Genomic DNA, 17,121 nt, shown 5'->3' on the forward strand with positions numbered 1-17,121 from the left:
TGTTCGGCGCTCACGATTTTGCAGGGGTCCAGTCGGCGCGGCCGGCGATACTCACGGGCGGGTACGGATAACGCTCGTTGTGCCGCATCACCCAGTCGCGATAGTCGTAACGGATGCCCGGAAAGCCGATCATCTTCCATCCGACCATGTCGCGATTGCCGCCGTGGATCGGATCGGCGAAAAAACCTTCCGGTACGTCCTTCAATAGCGCATCGAAGAATCCCTGCGCGTCGACGCCGTCGAATTTTGCATCGCCCGCCTCGATCTTCTTCAGCAGTTCATCCTGCTCGTTGATGTTCAATTCGGCAAAAGCCCTGCCGCCGTGGTTCGATCGGCAGAAGGCGTCGAGCCCCGCCAGCCCCTTGCGATAGAGCTGCGCGTGCGAAAGCTCCGATTGCGGCCCCTGCTCCTTGATGCCCTTCACATGCGGGCCGAGCGTGTACAATCCCTCGTTCGATCCATAGGGCCCCTTGAGTTGCCGATCGATGAAGACGGCGCAGCCGGCATCCTTTCCGCCTGGCGTTTCCGGATCTGGCGGAATGATCCGATCGACGATTGCTTCCATCGCGCGGGCCTCGTCGGCGGTGAAGAATTGCCAGGGTCCTGGCCGCTCGATCTCCGGCGCCGAGTTCGGAAATGGCGCCCAAGGCACATGATCGCGGATGACGGTCGCGCGTGTCAGCGACGTGGTGCCGACAAGCCAGGCTGCGAGCGAAAATAAGAACGATCGCCGTCGCATGGGAGGTCCCATCGAGCTACCTCGGCCAACGTCGGCGCCGTTCGCCAGTTCCTAATTCTTTGGTAGGAACGTCGCTCCCGCCGCGGCGTTACGCCGGAAAACACCGAAAGGAGCACGCAATGACACGCATGCCACGCATGCTATGTCTTGCCATCACAATCGCGATCCTTGGTGCCGCTCCGGCGATGAGCCAGACCAAGGAGCAGCAGGCTCGGGAATCGACCGGTATGGCGAACTCCCAAAAGCAGCTCGGCGGGCTGAAGAAGGACCGAGAGATCAGCCATCAGATCTTCCGTGCGCAGACGCGGCACCATTATCATACGATGGCCCGGCATACCTGATGTTTACCTGAGGTGACCATCCACGAGCAATACGCTGAAAATGCGACTTGCTCAGCGTCACCAAGGATAGGCTGTGAGATGCCGGAGCGTTGGTCGCCGTGAGCGCAACGAGTGAAGCTGGCTATCACCGCGATCCATTGAACTTCGTCAGCCGCCAGCGCACGAGATCGTCGGCGCCCGGACCGGCCTGCGGCCGTACATCCCGCAGGCGGACAACTTCACCTGATTTTTCGTCGACAAGAGCAAGCTTGACCGCCCGCCCGCTGCTCTGATTGATGAATTTCAGCGGCGGACCTTTGTCGCCAGCGATCTGCCATTTGTCGCCGACCTGCGCAAGTGCCTGGATCACGAGAATAATGTCCGCTCCCTTTCGCGTCAGAACGTATTCATAGCGGTCGGGCCCGGTCTGATACAGCCGCCGCTCAATCAGCTCATTCTCCTCGAGATGCTTGAGACGATCGGACAGCGTGGCGTGGGTGACGCCGGTCGACTTGCGCAGGTCATCGTAGCGGCGCAGCCCAAGACCGAGGTCCCGCAGGATCAGCATTGCCCAGCGGTCGCCGACGGCGTCCAGAACGCCGGCAATCGAGCACACCATTCCCTCGAAACTCTTCGAGCGCATTCGTCATACCCCCTCGCAAATCGCTCTAATAATTAGAGTAATTTCGACGTGCGCACAACCCTTGCAAATCTCTTGCTTTCTGCTCACTCTTATCATTAGAGTTAAAGGTCTCATTAGAACTCTTGGATCGGAAGGAAACAGCTATGGCAGATCTCCGCGATCTCGTTCTGGATGCCCATGGCGCAGCGCAATGGAAACGGTTTCGCGGCATTGAGGGGCGACATGTCGATCGTTGGTTCGCTCTGGGCCGGAAAAGGCTGGCCTGAGGTGCTGAAGGACGTTCGCGTCACGGTCGATATCCCCGGCCAGCAGCTCAGCTACGAGCCATTCACCGCCGACGGCCTGCGCAGCTTCTATCGGCCCGATCTGGTTGCAATCGATACTGTCGAGGGCAAACGCCTGAGAGAGCGGAGCAGTCCGCGCGCTTCTTTTGCCGACCACACCCCAGCCACCCCATGGGACGATCTGCACCTCGCCTATTTCAGCGGCTATGCGATGTGGAACTATCTCAACACGCCCTTCATGTTCGCATTGCCGGGCTTTTCGACCGAGGAGATCGAGCCTTGGAACGAGAGCGGAGAGACGTGGCGCCGGCTCAAAGTGACCTTCCCCAGCTCAGTTGCGACACACTCTCACCAACAAGTCTTCTATGTCCGCGCCGATGGGCTCATTTCGAGGCTCGATTATTTCGCTGATGTGATCGGCGGCGTTCCGACCGCCCACTACGTGTCCGACTATCGCGACTTCGACGGCATCAAGATCCCGGCCAAGCGTCGAGCCTATCGCCGCAATGCAGACGGCACTCCCATGACAAACGGGATCGGCGTCGCCATCGACATCGCCGCCGTCAGGTTCTTCTAACGAGATACGCGGTCGCCGGACCGCGACGGGAGGATATATGGTCGAAGCGGAAAAACGTCACACGGTGACGATCGAGATCAACGGCATCCGCCGTACGCTCGAGGTCGAAAGCCGTAAGCTGCTGGTCCACTTGATCAGGGACGATCTCGGCCTGACTGGCACGCATATCGGCTGCGACACCTCGCAATGCGGCGCCTGCACCGTCGAGATCGATGGACAGGCGACAAAATCATGCACCGTGCTCGCCGTCATGGCTGACGGCGCCTCGATCACGACGATCGAGGGCGTGTCGCCGGCGGGATCGCCCCTGGATCCGGTGCAGACCGCCTTCCATGAGCATCACGCGCTGCAGTGCGGCTTCTGCACGTCGGGAATGATCATGAGCGTGCGCCAGTTGCTGCGCGCTCATCCCGATCCAAGTGAAGACGACATCCGCCACGGCATAGCCGGCAACATCTGCCGCTGCACCGGCTATCACAACATCGTCCGCGCCGTTGAGTCCCTCGTTGCAAAGGGCTGATCGCCATGAACGCAACCGTGCTCCCCTACATCGGCCAGCCGCTGAAGCGCCGCGAGGATTTCAAATTCCTCACCGGCAAGGGCCGCTATGTCGACGATATCAGGCTGCCCGGCATGCTCCATATGGCGATCGCGCGATCGCCGCATGCGCATGCCATCATGAAGAACGTCGACCTTGGCGCGGCCAAGGCAGCGCCGGGCGTTCGCCTTGCCCTCTCCGGTCAGGATCTTCAGGGCAAGATCGGTCCGATTGTTCCGAACTGGGTCATGCCCGGCACCAAGGTGCCGTTTCGCCCGGTTGTCGCCATCGATCGCGTGCGTTTCGTCGGTGAATGCGTCGCGCTGGTGGTGGCGGAGACGCAAGCGCAAGCCTATGACGCCGTCGGCCTGATCGACGTCGATTATCAGGTGCTGCCTGCGGTCATCGACGAAGAAGCCGCGATCGCCGCCGACGCGCCGCAGCTTCATGACAACGTGCCCGGCAACATCACGACCGTGTACAAGGTGCGCGGCGGGCACTATGCCACGGCCGTCCGCGGAGCCGATCAGGTTCTCAAGCTGCGCCTCGTCAACAACCGCCTGATTCCGACCTGCATGGAAACGCGCAGCGTGGTCGCCGCGCCCGAGCCCGACGGCACATTGACGGTGTACATGCCAAGCCAGGTCCCGCAGATGCATCGGCGCTGGATCGCCGAGACCGTCGGCATTCCGGAACACCTATTGCGCGTCGTCGCGCCCGATATCGGCGGCGGCTTTGGTGCCAAGATGCATCTTTATCCGGAGGAGCTGCTCTGTCCGCATCTCGCGCGCGAACTCGGCGTACCAGTGAAATGGTGGGAAAGCCGTTCCGAGAGCCATCAATCGACCAACCATGGCCGCGCCCACACTGAAAATATCGAGGTGGCGATCAAAAATGACGGCATCATTCTCGGACTGAAAGTCGAAACGCTCGGGAATGTCGGAGCCTATCTCTCCAACATGGCGAGCGGTGGGCCGACCGTTAACACCGTCAATTTCGGCACCGGCAATTATAGAATCGCGAACTACGAGGCGACGTCGCGCGTCGTCGTCACCAACACCGTGCCCGTCGATGCCTATCGTGGCTATGGCCGGCCGGAGGGCGCCTATATCGCCGAGCGCGCCATCGACGCCGTGGCGCGTCATCTGAATCTGGATCAGGTCGAGATCAGGCGGAAGAATTTCATTCAGCTCGCCGATTTTCCCTACCGGCCCTATGGAGGCATGGCCGTGATCTACGATAGCGGCAATTATCAGGGCCTTCTCGACAAGGCCCTCGCCGCTTTCAACTACGACGCTCGCCGGAACGAACGCGACACCTTGCGCCGCGACGGCATCTACCGCGGCATCGGCGTTGCCGCGTACACGCATATGTGTGGCATGGCGCCGTCGCGGCGTCTTGCGCTGATCGGATTCGATCGCGGCGGCTGGGAGAGCGCGCGGGTTGCGATCGATTCCAGCGGCCGCGCCACGGTGTATTCGGGTTCGATGAGCCAGGGCCATGGCCACGTCACCTCGCTGTCGCAGATCGCCGCCGACGTGCTGCAAATCGCGATCGAGAACATCGACGTGATTCAGGGCGATACCCGCCAGGTGCAGGCTGGCCACGGCACCTTCAACTCGCGTTCGATGGCAGTGGGCGGATCGAGCCTGCATGTCTGCTCGGAGCGCATCGTCGCGAAAGCAAAGAAGATCGCCGCGGGCATGCTGGAGGTCGACGAGAAGGACGTCGCCTATGCCGCGGGCCAGTTCAGTGTGCCCGGCACCGACATCGCACCTCTGGCCTTCGGCAAGGTCGCGCGCATGGCCTATGTCGGACACAAGCTCCCCGATGGGGTCACGCCTGGCCTCGACGAAACCGTCTTCTACGATCCGACCGGAATGAGCGCGCCGTCCGGCGTCCATCTTGCCTATGTCGAGGTCGATCCCGAGACCGGGATCGTCGACATCATCGACTATGTCGCGGTCGACGACGTCGGCACGTTGATCAATCCGCTGCTGGCGGCGGGCCAGATCCACGGTGGCGTCGTGCAGGGCATTGCCCAGGCACTCTATGAAGAGGTCAGCTACGATCCTGACAGCGGACAGCTCCTGACCGGCTCGCTGCTCGACTACGCCGTGCCGCGTGCCGAGCATGTGCCCAGCATCACCTCGCTGTTCCAGGAGACCCCCTCCCCGACCAATCCGATCGGCGTCAAAGGCATCGGCGAAAGCGGCTCGATTGCGGCGCCGCCCTGCATGGTTCACGCCGTGCTCGACGCGTTGTCGCCCTTCGGCATCAGCCACCTCGATATGCCGCTGACGCCGCCGCGCATCTGGGCGGCGGTCCAGAGCGCGCGCAACGGAGCAGGCCAATGATCCCTGCGCCCTTCGACTATGTTCGCGCGGGCTCGCTCGCCGAGGCGATCGATCTCCTGCGCCGTGATCCAGACGGCACGAAGCTGGTCGCCGGAGGCCACACGCTGATCCCGACGCTGAAGCTTCGGCTTGCTTCGCCAGCGCTGCTCGTCGATATCCGCGGCGTCGCGGAAATGAAAGGAATCCTGGTCGGCGAGGACACCATCAGCATTGGCGCGCTGACGACACATGCCGAACTGCTTGCATCCAACGCGCTACACCAGGTGCTTCCGATCTTCCGTCAGGCGGCCAATTTGATTGCCGATCCGCAGGTGCGCAACCGCGGCACTATTGGTGGATCACTCGCCAATGCCGATCCCGCAGCCGATTGGCCGGCCATCGTGATCGCGCTGAAGGCGGAACTGGAGGTCGCAAGCGCCAGCGGATCAAGACGCGTAGCGGCGAATGACTTTTTTGTCGATATCTTCTCCACGGCGCTGGAGCCCGACGAGGTGCTGGTCGCCATCCATATTCCGCGCCCGGCGGCGGATACGCGCTTCAGCTATCGGAAAATCCGGCATCCTGCGAGCGGCTATGCCGTCGTCGGTGTGGCTGCCGGCGTGCGCGTCAACGTCGGCGTCGCCGCAGACGTCTCGATCGGCGTCACCGGCGCGGCGGGGCACGCATTTGCGGGAGATGTCGCGGCAAAATTCCTGGCTGGCAAGGCATTGTCACAAGGAAATATCGGAGAGGCCGCGAGGCTCCAGAGCGCAGCGACCGAGTGCCTGTCGGACCGCTACGCATCGGCCGAGTATCGCGCCAGCCTGGTCAGAACGGAAATAACGCGCGCGCTACTTGCTCTTGCTGCGTGAGGCGCGTTGGGGCGGTTCGGTCGTCTTCCCGGCCGAGGCCGCGCCGCCGAACCGCTTGCGGTTGAACGGCACGGCGCCGGCTCCCGGGACCACCTCGATGTCTTCGAGACGCAGCGGCTTGCCGCCGGCCGTCCGCAGTTCCGGATACTCGATCGGATGTCCGGCGCGGCGCTCACGAAAAACCACCTGCGGCCCCTCCGGCTCTGCGAGCCAACTGTCCCCCCATTTCTTGAGTGCAAGATAGGCGGGGAAAAAGTCGCGCCCTTTGTCGGTCAGAACATATTCGTATCGGCCGGCGTGCTCGGGCAACGGCACACGAGCCATGACGCCTGCCTCGACAAGTTTCTTCAGCCGACTGCTCAGGATATTGGGCGCCACGCCGACATAGTACTCGAATTCGTCGAACCGCTTCACACCATAATAGGCCTCTCGCAGGATCAGGATCGTCCAGCGATCGCCGACGATTTCCATGGCTCGCGCCATGGAACATTCCTTGTTTGCGAGACGGCTTTGCTTGACGCCGGACATAGCTCTCTTCAGCTCCGAACTCGAGCCCGTACCATATTGGGGCGAGTTCGCGTATGTCCAGTGTCAGCGTAGCTTGCCTGTTTTCGGTGGATCAGGCCGCCTGACCCGGCTCGGTCTGCGGCTTGACGGCGGTCTCAGGCTCAAGTGCGCGCCGATGTGTCACCAGTACGCCGGCTTCGCTCAAGCGCTTCAATTCAGCTTCGCTGACGCCGAGTTCGCCGAACACCGCGGCATTATGCTCACCTTGAAAGGCTGGAGTGCCGATCGGCGTCAGCTCTTCGGCCGAAAAGCGCCAGGGACGTCCAGGCAGGCGATACTGACCACCGCTGCGGTCGGAGACGTATTGCACGGCTCCCCAATAGTCGCTCCATTCCGATGCCGTCAGTTCCTTGATCGAGCGGATCTCGCCCATCGCGATCTTGGCTTCATCGAACTGGGCGTCCAAGGTCGCCATATCCGGGAAGGTCAGTATCCACGACTGGATGATCTGGTGAAGCGCACCGAAATTCAGCCGGCGCGCGGCCGCGCTGGAGAATCGCGGATCGTCCATCAGGTCCGCTCGGCGCATCGCGCGCAACCACGACGGAAAGGTCCGGCTTCCGACAATGCTGGTCGCGACCGTGAAGTGCTCGCCTTGCGGCCCGGTAAAGAACGAGCAATCGGTGGCACCAAGCACGGCGGGTTCGGCGCCGATATCATCGTCGGAAAGATCGACATGCGCCCGTTCGTTGACCGCGAGCAGCGTCGCAGCCATCGCGACATCGATGTACTGGCCGCGTCCGGACTTCTGGCGGCTGTTGAGCGCTGCCAGGATGGCGATCACAGCCTGCAGTCCGGCATAGACATCGGCGTGCGATAGACTGTCCGTGCGCGGCTCAGTCAGCGCACTCCCATAATGACGAACGCTGTTCTCGGTGAAACCTGCCTCGGCCTGCACCGTCGGCGCGTATGCCATCCGACTCCGCCACGGTCCTCCCTGGCCATAGCCGGTGATCGAGGCATAGATCAATCGCGGATTTCGCTTTGACAGAGTCTCATAGTCGAGACCGAAGAAACCCAGCGTGCCCGCACGGAAATTCTCGACGACGACATCGGCCGTGTCGCAGAGCTTCAGCGCCAGCTCATAGGCACCGGGCACATTGAGATTGATGCTGACATTGCGCTTGCCGGCATTCTGCTGCGCGTAATAGCCCGACATGCCGTCGCTCGATGGAAATGCAAAGCGCGAGACATCCGGGCTTGGCGGCTCGATCTTGATGACCTCGGCACCAAGATCCTGCAACGTCCGTGCGCATAACGGGCCGGCGAGCACACGGGAGAAGTCGACAACACGGATTCCGCTTAAAGGGCCGCTCATGTCAGCGCCCCGCGAATTTTGCGAGGCCCGGGCCATTCTTGCGGAATGACGCGAGACCGGTCTTCAGGTCTTCCGAGGTCCAGATCGGCGCCTGCACCCTCGCCATCGCCTCATCGGCAGCAGCGACACCTTCATTGACCGCGATGTACGCGAGTTGCTTGGTGGCCGCATGCGCCACGGTCGGACCCTGCGCGAATTCTTCCGCAAGCGTCATCGTGGTCTGCTCCAGCGACTCCTCCGGAACCGTCAGATTGATCAGCCCCCACTTCTCCAGCGTCGGCGCGTCGTAGCGCCGCGCCAGCATCGACATCTCCTTGGCGCGCTGAGCTCCGATACGCTGCACCTGCCGCTGGATTCCGCCGAGCAGAGGATGCAGCCCGAGCGTCGCCTCGACCGATCCGATCTTTGCCGAAGAGGCGGCGATGATGTAGTCGCAGGAGAGCGCAAGCTCGAGTCCGCCGCCAAGGCAGACGCCGTGAACGCTGGCGATCAGCGGAATTGGCAACAACTCCATGAAACGCAGGAACTCGACGCCGTTGAGCCGCCTGTTTTCGCTGGCCTGATCAGCGGCACCCGCGGCGACCCGCTTGTCGAAGATATCCAGATCCGCGCCGGCAGAGAAATGGCGCAGTCCGCTGCGGATCACGATAGCGCGGCTGCCGACCCTCTGGGCCGCCTCCACCTGCTCGACAAGCGCATTGATGAGCTTTGGGCCGAGCAGGTTGTACGGCCGATAAACCATGGTCAAAACGGAGATGTTGCCGCGCTCTTCGCGCGTCACGAGCACGTCCTCGGACAAAATTGCCTCCTGTGTGTCGGCGCTGCTTCGCAATGGCCGTATTCTCGTTTCGGAGAACACTACATCATGACTTGCATTTTGCAAGTCACGAGTCGTTGTCCGATGACGGCCTTGGCGCGCGGGCGCTCCAGCAGGAGGCAACTCATAGATGGAGTTCTATGATCCACCGCCTCCGAATGAGCGTTGCGCCTCGTCTAACCAGCCACCCAAGATCATCTCCGTTGGGAAACCAGCTCGACCTCGCCAGCGCATAGTCGTCCGGTCCGCGGGCGAATTCGATGCCACGCGGCAACCGAGACGACAACTCGAACGACAGGGTGCGAGGATAGTCACGCACGCGCCATTCGGGACGATGGGTCGGAAAGAACGCCAGGCACGCTACGCCGAAGGCATCGGCCAGATGCACCATCCCGGTGTCAGTCGAAATAATCCATCGCGCGTGACGCACAATGCCGCACAGTTCGTCGAGCGTGGCACAGGGCTCCAAATGAACGACTTTGCGGCTGAGTGCATCGGGGACGGTCCCTTGCGTCACGACGGGCCCGACCGCAAGCGCGCGTCGGAGAACATGCGCGTGGACCTCGTCCGGCATTTCGCGCAGTCGCATTGACGCCTTCGGGCAGACCAAGACATAGCCGCTTGGCAAGGCAGGTCGCGCCGGTCTGACCCGCGATGCCAGCCAGCTATTTCGTCGCCAGCCTGCCGGCACCTGCTCCGCCGCTACGCCGAGGCGTTGCAGGAAGAAATCGATCATCGCCCTGCACTGGAACTCCGGATCGAACGCAAAGTCGCGAATGTCGATGACGCGAGTAACTGCGTCACCAAGATCGATCGGCCGCGCAAACTCGGGAGAAAGCGTTCGAATATCGGCGAAGTCAGCGGCGGCGTGGACAGCTTCGACCATCTTGGAGAGACCAGGAAGCCGAAACAGTAGCGGCCGCGGTGGTACGACGCCGACCCGGATCGCCAACTGGAGTGCCTGCAGGCCGACGATCGCGTCGCCAAGCGCGCGTCCGAATCCGTTCAGAATCCCGACGGTGGCCGATGCCATCATTCAAACCCAAACGCTCAGAATCGCGCTGTCGCCGATATTCTCCGCCTGGCCCGCAGGCTGCTCCGGACCATGGTTCGAAGCTGTTACGCGATCGTGTCGTGAATCATTCAATCGGGTTGCGACTGTAACCAGTAGAGAGCGCGGGCTGAGCGACGCTAGCTGACTATTGGAAGACCATCTCAGTCTGCAGCCTTCACTCGCTGCCTGAGCGGATCGATATTTTCTTGAAGCATCGTCGTTGCAACAAACGCCACCGTCTGACAGCGCCGGATAGCTGCATCTTGTGTCAGCGCAGTTGCGGCTGCGTCATCAACATTTTGTGTGCCCGACCATGACCAATGGTACGCGTAAGCTCTGCTAGCCGAGATTCCGCAGCTCATTGAAGGTGTCGCCAATGCGGGCTCCTACCGAGCGAGTTCGTGCCGAGAGTTCGATGAAACGGCTCTTGAGGGCGCGTATGCATTCGTGAACTCGCGGTGGTGTGTGCTTGCGGGACGGATATACGGCCCAGACACCAAGTTCGTCAGGGAGGGTGCGGTCCAGGTCGATCTGTTGGAGATCGCCATTGGACAGCCCCTTCCAGACATCCCAGTAACTCAGCATTGCGATGCCCAAGCCTTCGATACAGGCGGAGCGAACAGCGTCAACACTGTTGGCTGAAAACGATCCGTCGATCCGGACACGATGTAGTTCGCCAGCGATCTGAAACGGCCAGGTCTCCATAGCGTGCAGTTTCAGGCAAGTGTGGCAGGCCAGATCGTCGATCGATGACGGCTTCCCGTGACGCGCGATGTAGGAAGGTGCCGCACATACGACACGCGGATTGTACGCCAGGTGCGCGGCGATCATGTCTGAAGACACGAGAGGCGATACCCGAACGGCAAGATCCAGACCAGTTGCGGCGAGATCCATGACACCGTCCGTCAAAGTGACGTCGGCCCGAAGAAGTGGGTTGTCGGCAAGCAGGCTCGTTACTACGGGGACCACGATCGAGCGGCCGATCAGACTAGGAGCGGTCATCTTCAGCATCCCGCTCACGCCGCGTTCCCCGGATCCTATCGACGCCAGCGCCGTCTCCCTGGCTTCCAGCAAGGCGTTCGCATGCGGAAGAAAGGCCTCGCCGTCCGGCGTGAGAGCGAGAGAGCGCGTGGTGCGATGAAAGAGGCGAACACCTAGTTCAGCCTCCAGCGCCGCTAGCCTTCGGCTAACCAGCATCGGCGTTCCGCCCACCTGTCGCGCCGCGGCAGAAAGACTGCCGGCGGCCGCTATCGTGCGGAACAGGGCGACGTTTGCTAGGTCCATACTGTAACACTAATCGATAAAGTGATTATCGACCAGCTCGGCTTCTGCGCTTTCTCGGCCTGAGCTATTTCCGTGTGCAGAGCTGGTTCGCCGTCAAAAGATGGGCCGCAGCTCATTTGGCGTCACGTCCGCGCCGGATGGAGACCTGCACAATGTACGCTGATAGCGAGGCGCTTTTCGCGCCTGTTGATATAAACGGCAGCACTGTCAAGAACCGCATTTCCGTTGCACCGATGACGCGCGTCAGTGCCACGGAGGACGGCCGAGCTACCGAAACCATGTCCCGCTACTATGAGCGGTTCGCGCGGGGCGGTTTCGGGATGGTCATCACAGAAGGCATCTACACCGATCAGGCCTTCTCGCAGGGTTATATCCATCAGCCCGGCATCACTGATGATGAACAGGCCAATGCCTGGAAGCCGGTCGTAAGGGGCATCAAGACGCACGGCGTGCTGGCGGTCGCCCAACTCATGCACGCCGGGGCAATCAGCCAAAGCAATTGCTTTCGCGAAAATCCGGTCGGGCCGTCCGCAATCCAGCCCAAGGGCCAACAGATGCAGTTCTACCACGGCAACGGCGCCTACGCTGTGCCCGCCGCGCTCACGGAAGAGCAAATCACCGACACCATCGCTGGTTTCGGCGCCTCGGCTGCGCGGGCAATCGAGGTGGCCGGATTCGACGCCGTGGAAATCCATGGCGCCAACGGCTATCTGCTCGACCAATTCTTGACGGACTATGCCAATGAACGAACGGATCGCTGGGGCGGCGCCATCGAAAATCGCGTGCGGCTGATCGTCGAAACCTTCAGGAAGGTTCGGGCGAAGGTCGGGGCCGCGGTGCCGGTCGGGGTCCGTATATCCCAAGGCAAGGTGAACGACCACTTTCATAAATGGGCCGGTGCCGAGCGCGACGCCGAAGTCATCTTCGGCAGCCTCGCCGATGCCGGAGCTGACTTCATCCATGTGACCGAGTTCGAAGCGTGGAAGCCCGCTTTCGGCGAGCAAGGCCCGTCCTTGATGCACCTCGCCAAGCGCTACGCCTCAAAGGCGACAATTTTAGCCAATGGCAGCTTGCATAATATTGGGCAGGCAATGGCAGCACTAGACCATGGCGCCGATATCGTGACGATCGGCCGGGGTGCCCTCGCGAACCCGGACATGCCGAACCGTCTGTCGATGCGCCGCGCGCTCAACGAGTTCAATCCCGCGATCCTCGCACCTATAGCGAACATCAAAGCGAGCGAGCTCGCGATGTAGGTATCTGTCGCCTCCCTGGACTGACCGAGGAGGGCTCTCTGGTTGGTGGATGGCCTAGGTGAGGCTGTCGGCTTTCCGCCATTCTTTCCGTTCCCCATCCACACCATCAAGGAGGCAGCAAATGGCCAAACGCAACATTCTATTCCAGGGCGCGACCATCCTGACCATGGATGAGCGCGTCCCTAACCTCACCACTGGCGACATCCTCGTTCGTGGCGATCACATCGAAGAGATCGCTCCGAATATCCAGGTCGACGAAGCGGAGGTGATCGATGCCAAGGGATGCATTATCCTGCCCGGGTTCATCGATGCCCACCACCATGTGTGGCTGGGGGTGCAACGTCGGGTAATGCCCGATTGCGCCGACCTCTTCGCTTACATCGACCTCGTTGCCGAGAAGATTGGCTCGAAATATCGGCCGCTCGACACCTATCTGAGCACCAAACTGACCGCCCTGGCGTCGTTGGACGCTGGCATCACGACCCTCCTCGACGCCGCGCATAATACCCGCGGCCCTGAGCATAGCGACGCTTCACTCGACGCGCTTCGCGATAGCGGCATCCGCGCGCTGCACATGGTTGGCGCTCCGATGGACAAGCAATTCACCGACGGCCATCTGCCAGGGGACCTGAAGCGCCTCGCCAAGAGATGGAACCATGCATATGGCCTCGTGCAGGTCGGCTATTTCGGACATCTCAAGTTCAAGCTGGACGAGTTCGAAGTCGCCCGGAGGCTGGATATGCGCGTGCTCTTCGAGATGGTCGGCGATTACAACAAACTTCCCCCTGAATTCGCGAAACCTGGTCTGCTTGGGCCGCACACCATTTTCAATCACTGCGCACGGCTCCCGCAGGACACATGGAAGGTATTCGCCGAGGCCGGCGTCAACGTGACGGTCAACCCGCGTTCAGACGTATTGTTCGGCTTCGACGACGAGCGCTTCGCCTATCAAGAGGCGATCGACCACGGCTTTAAGCCCGGGTTGGGCATCGACGTGGAAACCACCTACGGCAGCGACATGTTCGGCGAGATGCATGCCCTCTTCCATCAGCAGCGTGCCGCGATGCGCTACCGTGTGCTGCGCGGCGAGCCGAACGTTCCAGCGCCGATCACAGTCGAGGCCGTGTTGCAGGCCGCCACCGTCAATGGCGCGCGCGTCACCGGTCTCGAACACGCGATTGGCACGCTCGCACCCGGCAAAAAGGCCGATCTGATCATGGTGCGTACCGACAGCATCGCGGTCTTTCCGGTCACCAACGCCGTTGCGGCGGTCGTGCAGGCGGTCGAGCGTTCCGATATCGACACCGTCATGGTGGCTGGCTCCTTCCGCAAGCGCGGCGGCAAGCTGGTCGACGTTGACGTCCCCAAACTGCGCCGCGACGTCGAGGCCTCGCGCCAGTGGCTCGCGGAGGTCAGCGGCCACCATCCCGACCTGTTCAAGACGACAGCCTGATCGCCCACGTCTGCGGCGGCGCGGCGGATAGACCGCGCCGCCGGGCGCTTTCGCCGAGAGGCTACGCCGTCCGAGAACGCGAATAACGACGACCTTGGAAAAATGATGATCGAGACACTCGACCAAGAAGCGAGGATAGAATGCCCAAGGGAATTTTCTGCAGCTTCGGCGTTGATCGTCAGGCCTTAACATGATGGTGGGGGAGGCAGGACTCGAACCTGCGAAGCCATGAGGCGGCTGATTTACAGTCAGCTTTTTCGGATTTTCACGCACAACCATAAACCTCCACTGAGAAGCCGAAACCCTTTCCTTTCAATGTCATAACGCTATAGTGGCATCAGGCGACACTTCAGGAACTGCCACCATATACAACATCTAGGTGGGGCTTAGAGTGGGGCTTGGAAGAAGGACTGGGGGATAGCTGATGCGGCAGCCACTAAGCGCGAAGGCGATCGAGCATGCGAAACCGAAGGCGACGCGCTACGCCTTGCCGGACGCCGGGCACCCTGGATTGCGGGTGCTGGTGTATCCGTCCGGTGCGAAGTCGTTCGTCTACAGGTTCCGGCGCAGCGATAAGAAGGATATGACCGTGGTGATCGGTCCCGCCAGCGGTCGGGGCGCACTTACGCTGACGCAAGCCCGTGAGGCGGCTGGTGATGCGCGCAGGCAGCGTGCGATGGGCATTGACCCCGCCGAACAGAAGCGCGCTACACGCAGGGCGGAAGCCGCCCGCATCGCTGCCGAGGAACGGGAGGCCCGCCGGAAGGACGACACCGTCGAGAAGGTATTGGGCCGATACTACGCGGACCACGCGGACCATCTGAGGTCCGGCGACGAAGTGCGGCGCGTGCTGAGCAGAGAGCTTAAGAGCTGGGCCAAGCGGCGGATCGACGACATTCAACGCCGCGACGCAATCCGGGTTCTCGACGCGATGAAGTCGCGCGCGCCTATCCAGTCGCAGCGGCTTCGGTCTTACGGGCGGCATTTTTTCAACTGGTGTATCGCTAAAGAGCTGGTCGCGACCAACCCCTTCGAAGGCACCGCAGCGGTGAAGGAAACGCCGCGCGACCGCGTGCTGACCGACGACGAATTGCGTCTCTTGCTGCGGGCGATAGATCAGCGCCTAAGCGAAGTCGCGGAAATGGAATGGCTGGAACTCGACTTAAACAGCGCCGCCCCGACGTGGACCCTCCCGGGCGCGCGGTCAAAGAACGGACAGGCGCACGTCGTCCCCCTCGCCCCGGCTACCGTCGCGCTTCTGTCCGGCATGGACAGGATTAAGGATGCGCCGCGCGTGTTCGAGTCGTTCTCGACACGGCACGCGGAGCGGCGCCCCCTCTCGGCGGGGCACGCGAAGCGTTGCCTTGATGAGAAAATGCTTGAGATCGCGCGGGAAGACGCGGCGGAGCGCGGCGATGATCCCGACGCGGCCAAAATCGAGCCTTGGCGGCTGCATGACCTGCGACGAACGGCAGCAACGACGATGCCCCGGCTGGGCGTGGACGTGGTGACTGTCGAGCGCGTGTTGAACCATCAGATGCGCGGCGTGATGGCGGTTTATCAGCTTCACACCTTTGCCGCCGAGAAGCGGCACGCGCTCAACCTATGGGCGGATTTCCTCGCCGACCTGACGGCGGCGCGCGAGTCAAACGTCGTGCCCTTCAAGGCGGGGGCGTGACATGGCACCCCTCCCCTCGGCTCAAGAAATGGCACGCAGCGAAATCGCGGTTATGGTGGAGATATTCGAGCGCGAAGGCGATGCGTCCGCAGCGTGGCGTGCCTTCTTTCTCGCGCGAAAGTACGGTTGCGAGATTCCCGAATCGATCAATGCCGAAATCGACCGCTTCGCGGAGGCGGTGGGGTCTATTGCCGAGCGAGCGCACAACGGTGACAGGCGGGCGACGATCGATAACGAAACGGTCGGAAGAATCTGGAAAGACGGCCGGAATCGCGATTCGGGAGGCGCCACGTTCAGAGCGCGCCGCGCCTTTGACATTGCAGTTAAGGTTGAGAAGTTGCGGCGGGCCGGCTTTTCGTCGGCGGCAGCCGTCGAGATGACGTGCAAGGAAAAGGGCGTCAGCAAGACCACCGTGCACAACGCCATGAAGCAACACGGTGGCGTGCATTACATGGCGGACGGTGAGCTTCGCTCTTTGTAGCGATCGACGGATGAGCGACGGACAGATTCCAGCAAAGTGGGGTAGTTAAATGAGACGACTAAGCCCCGCTCTCGCGATACCTCTTGAGATATCACCAGGCCCAAGAGGTTCAACATGAAGCAACTGATTAAGTCTGAGGCCGTGCGTGAACGCCTCGACATGCCCCGCTCTTCGTTCGAGCGACTTGTGAAGCTGCGAACGAATGGCTTCCCCGCGCCGATCTATATCAGCCGGTCGCGTTTCTTCGACGCGGCTGAAATTGAAACGTGGATGGCGGGACTCTCCGGCCGCGCCAAGACCGCAGCGTGAGGGAGAACGCACCGATGATCAACATCGACAATCTCGACTCCACCGCCGACCGCGCCAAGTATGCCCTCGCGCTTGCCGAAGCCCTTGAAGGCACCGAGGAAGTCAGGCTCGGCCCGACCGACCAAGCCTTGTGCGCAAAGGCGCTGCGGGACCGCGCAGCCCTGATCGATGCCGGGCTTGCCTGACGCTTCACGCCCTTACTTCTCAACAAAACATCAACACCGACGCGGTGTCTTGCCTCGCGTCGGTGTTTTTGCCTTGTGCAAGAGGATTTTTGGCAAGGGATACCGAAACAGCCCCGACAAATCCTCGAAACTCCTCAAATATCCTCACACCTACTCGGACCTATGGAGCAAGACCGTGGACATCAATTTTCTTGCGGAAGCCGAAGTCGCTGACTTCCTCGGGAAGTCAGTCAAAACCTTGGCGCGCTGGCGGCGCGAGGGTTACGGCCCCGCCTACGTTCGTGTTGGCCGCTCGCCTCGTTACCGGCGTGAAGACCTTGCGGCCTTCATGCAGGCCAATAGCATCGCACCCGGCGGCATGGCCGCGTAACCCAAGAAGAAACCCGCCGTGCTTGGGAGGGCACGGCGGG

At 61.6% G+C, this 17,121-nt stretch carries 19 protein-coding genes; 12 read left to right on the forward strand and 7 right to left on the reverse strand.

The window, feature by feature from the left end; genetic code table 11:
• Positions 1 to 10: 10 nt before the first annotated feature.
• Positions 11 to 739 carry a gluconate 2-dehydrogenase subunit 3 family protein gene (locus ACZIRK_RS18610; RefSeq protein WP_130225661.1) on the reverse strand — a complete coding sequence of 243 codons (729 nt, stop codon included), beginning with the start codon at positions 737 to 739 and terminating at the stop codon, positions 11 to 13.
• 119 nt (positions 740 to 858) lie between these two features.
• Here ACZIRK_RS18610 and ACZIRK_RS18615 point away from each other — a divergent pair, with 119 nt between their 5' ends.
• On the forward strand, positions 859 to 1,080 hold the full coding sequence (locus ACZIRK_RS18615) for a hypothetical protein (protein WP_130225662.1): 222 nt from the start codon (positions 859 to 861) through the stop codon (positions 1,078 to 1,080).
• 124 nt (positions 1,081 to 1,204) lie between these two features.
• Here ACZIRK_RS18615 and ACZIRK_RS18620 read toward each other — a convergent pair whose 3' ends face one another.
• Complete coding sequence (locus ACZIRK_RS18620; protein WP_130225663.1) at positions 1,205 to 1,702, reverse strand: winged helix-turn-helix transcriptional regulator; 498 nt, start codon at positions 1,700 to 1,702, stop codon at positions 1,205 to 1,207.
• Between the two features lie 222 nt (positions 1,703 to 1,924).
• On the opposite strand from ACZIRK_RS18620, the gene ACZIRK_RS18625 reads away from it, so the two are divergent.
• The 4 genes from ACZIRK_RS18625 to ACZIRK_RS18640 are packed head-to-tail and all read left to right on the forward strand — an operon-like array spanning position 1,925 to position 6,309.
• The gene (locus ACZIRK_RS18625) at positions 1,925 to 2,563 is read left to right on the forward strand and encodes a hypothetical protein (protein WP_130225664.1); all 639 of its coding nucleotides are present in this window, start codon (positions 1,925 to 1,927) and stop codon (positions 2,561 to 2,563) included.
• 37 nt (positions 2,564 to 2,600) lie between these two features.
• Positions 2,601 to 3,083, forward strand: coding sequence for a (2Fe-2S)-binding protein (locus ACZIRK_RS18630; protein WP_463327885.1), 483 nt, complete (start codon positions 2,601 to 2,603; stop codon positions 3,081 to 3,083).
• A gap of 5 nt (positions 3,084 to 3,088) precedes the next feature.
• A complete protein-coding gene (locus tag ACZIRK_RS18635; protein ID WP_130225666.1) occupies positions 3,089 to 5,458 on the forward strand; it encodes a xanthine dehydrogenase family protein molybdopterin-binding subunit in 2,370 nt (789 codons plus the stop codon).
• A complete protein-coding gene (locus ACZIRK_RS18640) occupies positions 5,455 to 6,309 on the forward strand; it encodes an FAD binding domain-containing protein (RefSeq protein ID WP_130225667.1) in 855 nt (284 codons plus the stop codon). The genes ACZIRK_RS18635 and ACZIRK_RS18640 overlap by 4 nt, the downstream gene beginning before the upstream one ends.
• Here the strand turns inward: ACZIRK_RS18640 and ACZIRK_RS18645 are convergent.
• The 5 genes from ACZIRK_RS18645 to ACZIRK_RS18665 all read right to left on the reverse strand — a co-directional run bounded on the left by ACZIRK_RS18645 (position 6,289) and on the right by ACZIRK_RS18665 (position 11,349).
• Positions 6,289 to 6,792, reverse strand: coding sequence for a winged helix-turn-helix transcriptional regulator (locus ACZIRK_RS18645; RefSeq protein WP_130225668.1), 504 nt, complete (start codon positions 6,790 to 6,792; stop codon positions 6,289 to 6,291). The genes ACZIRK_RS18640 and ACZIRK_RS18645 overlap by 21 nt on opposite strands.
• A 136-nt stretch (positions 6,793 to 6,928) precedes the next feature.
• Positions 6,929 to 8,194 (reverse strand): CaiB/BaiF CoA transferase family protein, encoded by a 1,266-nt coding sequence (locus tag ACZIRK_RS18650; protein WP_463327886.1) that lies wholly within the window; start codon positions 8,192 to 8,194, stop codon positions 6,929 to 6,931.
• Position 8,195: 1 nt separating this feature from the next.
• The gene (locus ACZIRK_RS18655; RefSeq protein ID WP_245475072.1) at positions 8,196 to 8,993 is read right to left on the reverse strand and encodes an enoyl-CoA hydratase/isomerase family protein; all 798 of its coding nucleotides are present in this window, start codon (positions 8,991 to 8,993) and stop codon (positions 8,196 to 8,198) included.
• Between the two features lie 142 nt (positions 8,994 to 9,135).
• Positions 9,136 to 10,044 (reverse strand): glycosyltransferase family 9 protein, encoded by a 909-nt coding sequence (locus ACZIRK_RS18660; protein WP_463327887.1) that lies wholly within the window; start codon positions 10,042 to 10,044, stop codon positions 9,136 to 9,138.
• A 360-nt stretch (positions 10,045 to 10,404) separates the two neighbouring features.
• On the reverse strand, positions 10,405 to 11,349 hold the full coding sequence (locus ACZIRK_RS18665; protein ID WP_130229863.1) for a LysR family transcriptional regulator: 945 nt from the start codon (positions 11,347 to 11,349) through the stop codon (positions 10,405 to 10,407).
• 152 nt (positions 11,350 to 11,501) lie between these two features.
• Between ACZIRK_RS18665 and ACZIRK_RS18670 the strand changes: the two genes are divergently transcribed.
• The 7 genes from ACZIRK_RS18670 to ACZIRK_RS18700 all read left to right on the forward strand — a co-directional run bounded on the left by ACZIRK_RS18670 (position 11,502) and on the right by ACZIRK_RS18700 (position 17,081).
• Entirely contained in the window at positions 11,502 to 12,605 is a 1,104-nt protein-coding gene (locus ACZIRK_RS18670; RefSeq protein WP_130229862.1) for an oxidoreductase, read from the forward strand.
• Between the two features lie 166 nt (positions 12,606 to 12,771).
• Positions 12,772 to 14,058 carry an amidohydrolase family protein gene (locus tag ACZIRK_RS18675; RefSeq protein WP_474418305.1) on the forward strand — a complete coding sequence of 429 codons (1,287 nt, stop codon included), beginning with the start codon at positions 12,772 to 12,774 and terminating at the stop codon, positions 14,056 to 14,058.
• Between the two features lie 424 nt (positions 14,059 to 14,482).
• Positions 14,483 to 15,736, forward strand: coding sequence for a tyrosine-type recombinase/integrase (locus tag ACZIRK_RS18680; RefSeq protein ID WP_463327888.1), 1,254 nt, complete (start codon positions 14,483 to 14,485; stop codon positions 15,734 to 15,736).
• 28 nt (positions 15,737 to 15,764) lie between these two features.
• Positions 15,765 to 16,217 (forward strand): hypothetical protein, encoded by a 453-nt coding sequence (locus tag ACZIRK_RS18685; protein ID WP_474418307.1) that lies wholly within the window; start codon positions 15,765 to 15,767, stop codon positions 16,215 to 16,217.
• A gap of 114 nt (positions 16,218 to 16,331) precedes the next feature.
• A complete protein-coding gene (locus ACZIRK_RS18690) occupies positions 16,332 to 16,526 on the forward strand; it encodes a helix-turn-helix transcriptional regulator (RefSeq protein WP_463327890.1) in 195 nt (64 codons plus the stop codon).
• Between the two features lie 14 nt (positions 16,527 to 16,540).
• Entirely contained in the window at positions 16,541 to 16,711 is a 171-nt protein-coding gene (locus tag ACZIRK_RS18695; protein WP_463327891.1) for a hypothetical protein, read from the forward strand.
• A 175-nt stretch (positions 16,712 to 16,886) separates the two neighbouring features.
• Complete coding sequence (locus tag ACZIRK_RS18700) at positions 16,887 to 17,081, forward strand: helix-turn-helix domain-containing protein (RefSeq protein WP_463327892.1); 195 nt, start codon at positions 16,887 to 16,889, stop codon at positions 17,079 to 17,081.
• The last annotated feature ends 40 nt before the right edge of the window (positions 17,082 to 17,121 follow it).

This window comes from Bradyrhizobium sp. Leo114 (genome assembly GCF_055229415.2).

Excerpts from the sequence above, each read along its gene's own strand:
- ACZIRK_RS18610 (WP_130225661.1), bottom strand. The coding sequence starts at position 739 with ATGCGACGGCGATCGTTCTTATTTTCGCTCGCAGCCTGGCTTGTCGGC.
- ACZIRK_RS18615 (WP_130225662.1), top strand. The coding sequence starts at position 859 with ATGACACGCATGCCACGCATGCTATGTCTTGCCATCACAATCGCGATC.
- ACZIRK_RS18620 (WP_130225663.1), bottom strand. The coding sequence starts at position 1,702 with ATGCGCTCGAAGAGTTTCGAGGGAATGGTGTGCTCGATTGCCGGCGTT.
- ACZIRK_RS18625 (WP_130225664.1), top strand. The coding sequence starts at position 1,925 with ATGTCGATCGTTGGTTCGCTCTGGGCCGGAAAAGGCTGGCCTGAGGTG.
- ACZIRK_RS18630 (WP_463327885.1), top strand. The coding sequence starts at position 2,601 with ATGGTCGAAGCGGAAAAACGTCACACGGTGACGATCGAGATCAACGGC.
- ACZIRK_RS18635 (WP_130225666.1), top strand. The coding sequence starts at position 3,089 with ATGAACGCAACCGTGCTCCCCTACATCGGCCAGCCGCTGAAGCGCCGC.
- ACZIRK_RS18640 (WP_130225667.1), top strand. The coding sequence starts at position 5,455 with ATGATCCCTGCGCCCTTCGACTATGTTCGCGCGGGCTCGCTCGCCGAG.
- ACZIRK_RS18645 (WP_130225668.1), bottom strand. The coding sequence starts at position 6,792 with ATGGCGCGAGCCATGGAAATCGTCGGCGATCGCTGGACGATCCTGATC.
- ACZIRK_RS18650 (WP_463327886.1), bottom strand. The coding sequence starts at position 8,194 with ATGAGCGGCCCTTTAAGCGGAATCCGTGTTGTCGACTTCTCCCGTGTG.
- ACZIRK_RS18660 (WP_463327887.1), bottom strand. The coding sequence starts at position 10,044 with ATGGCATCGGCCACCGTCGGGATTCTGAACGGATTCGGACGCGCGCTT.
- ACZIRK_RS18665 (WP_130229863.1), bottom strand. The coding sequence starts at position 11,349 with ATGGACCTAGCAAACGTCGCCCTGTTCCGCACGATAGCGGCCGCCGGC.
- ACZIRK_RS18670 (WP_130229862.1), top strand. The coding sequence starts at position 11,502 with ATGTACGCTGATAGCGAGGCGCTTTTCGCGCCTGTTGATATAAACGGC.
- ACZIRK_RS18675 (WP_474418305.1), top strand. The coding sequence starts at position 12,772 with ATGGATGAGCGCGTCCCTAACCTCACCACTGGCGACATCCTCGTTCGT.
- ACZIRK_RS18680 (WP_463327888.1), top strand. The coding sequence starts at position 14,483 with ATGCGGCAGCCACTAAGCGCGAAGGCGATCGAGCATGCGAAACCGAAG.
- ACZIRK_RS18685 (WP_474418307.1), top strand. The coding sequence starts at position 15,765 with ATGGCACGCAGCGAAATCGCGGTTATGGTGGAGATATTCGAGCGCGAA.
- ACZIRK_RS18690 (WP_463327890.1), top strand. The coding sequence starts at position 16,332 with ATGAAGCAACTGATTAAGTCTGAGGCCGTGCGTGAACGCCTCGACATG.
- ACZIRK_RS18695 (WP_463327891.1), top strand. The coding sequence starts at position 16,541 with ATGATCAACATCGACAATCTCGACTCCACCGCCGACCGCGCCAAGTAT.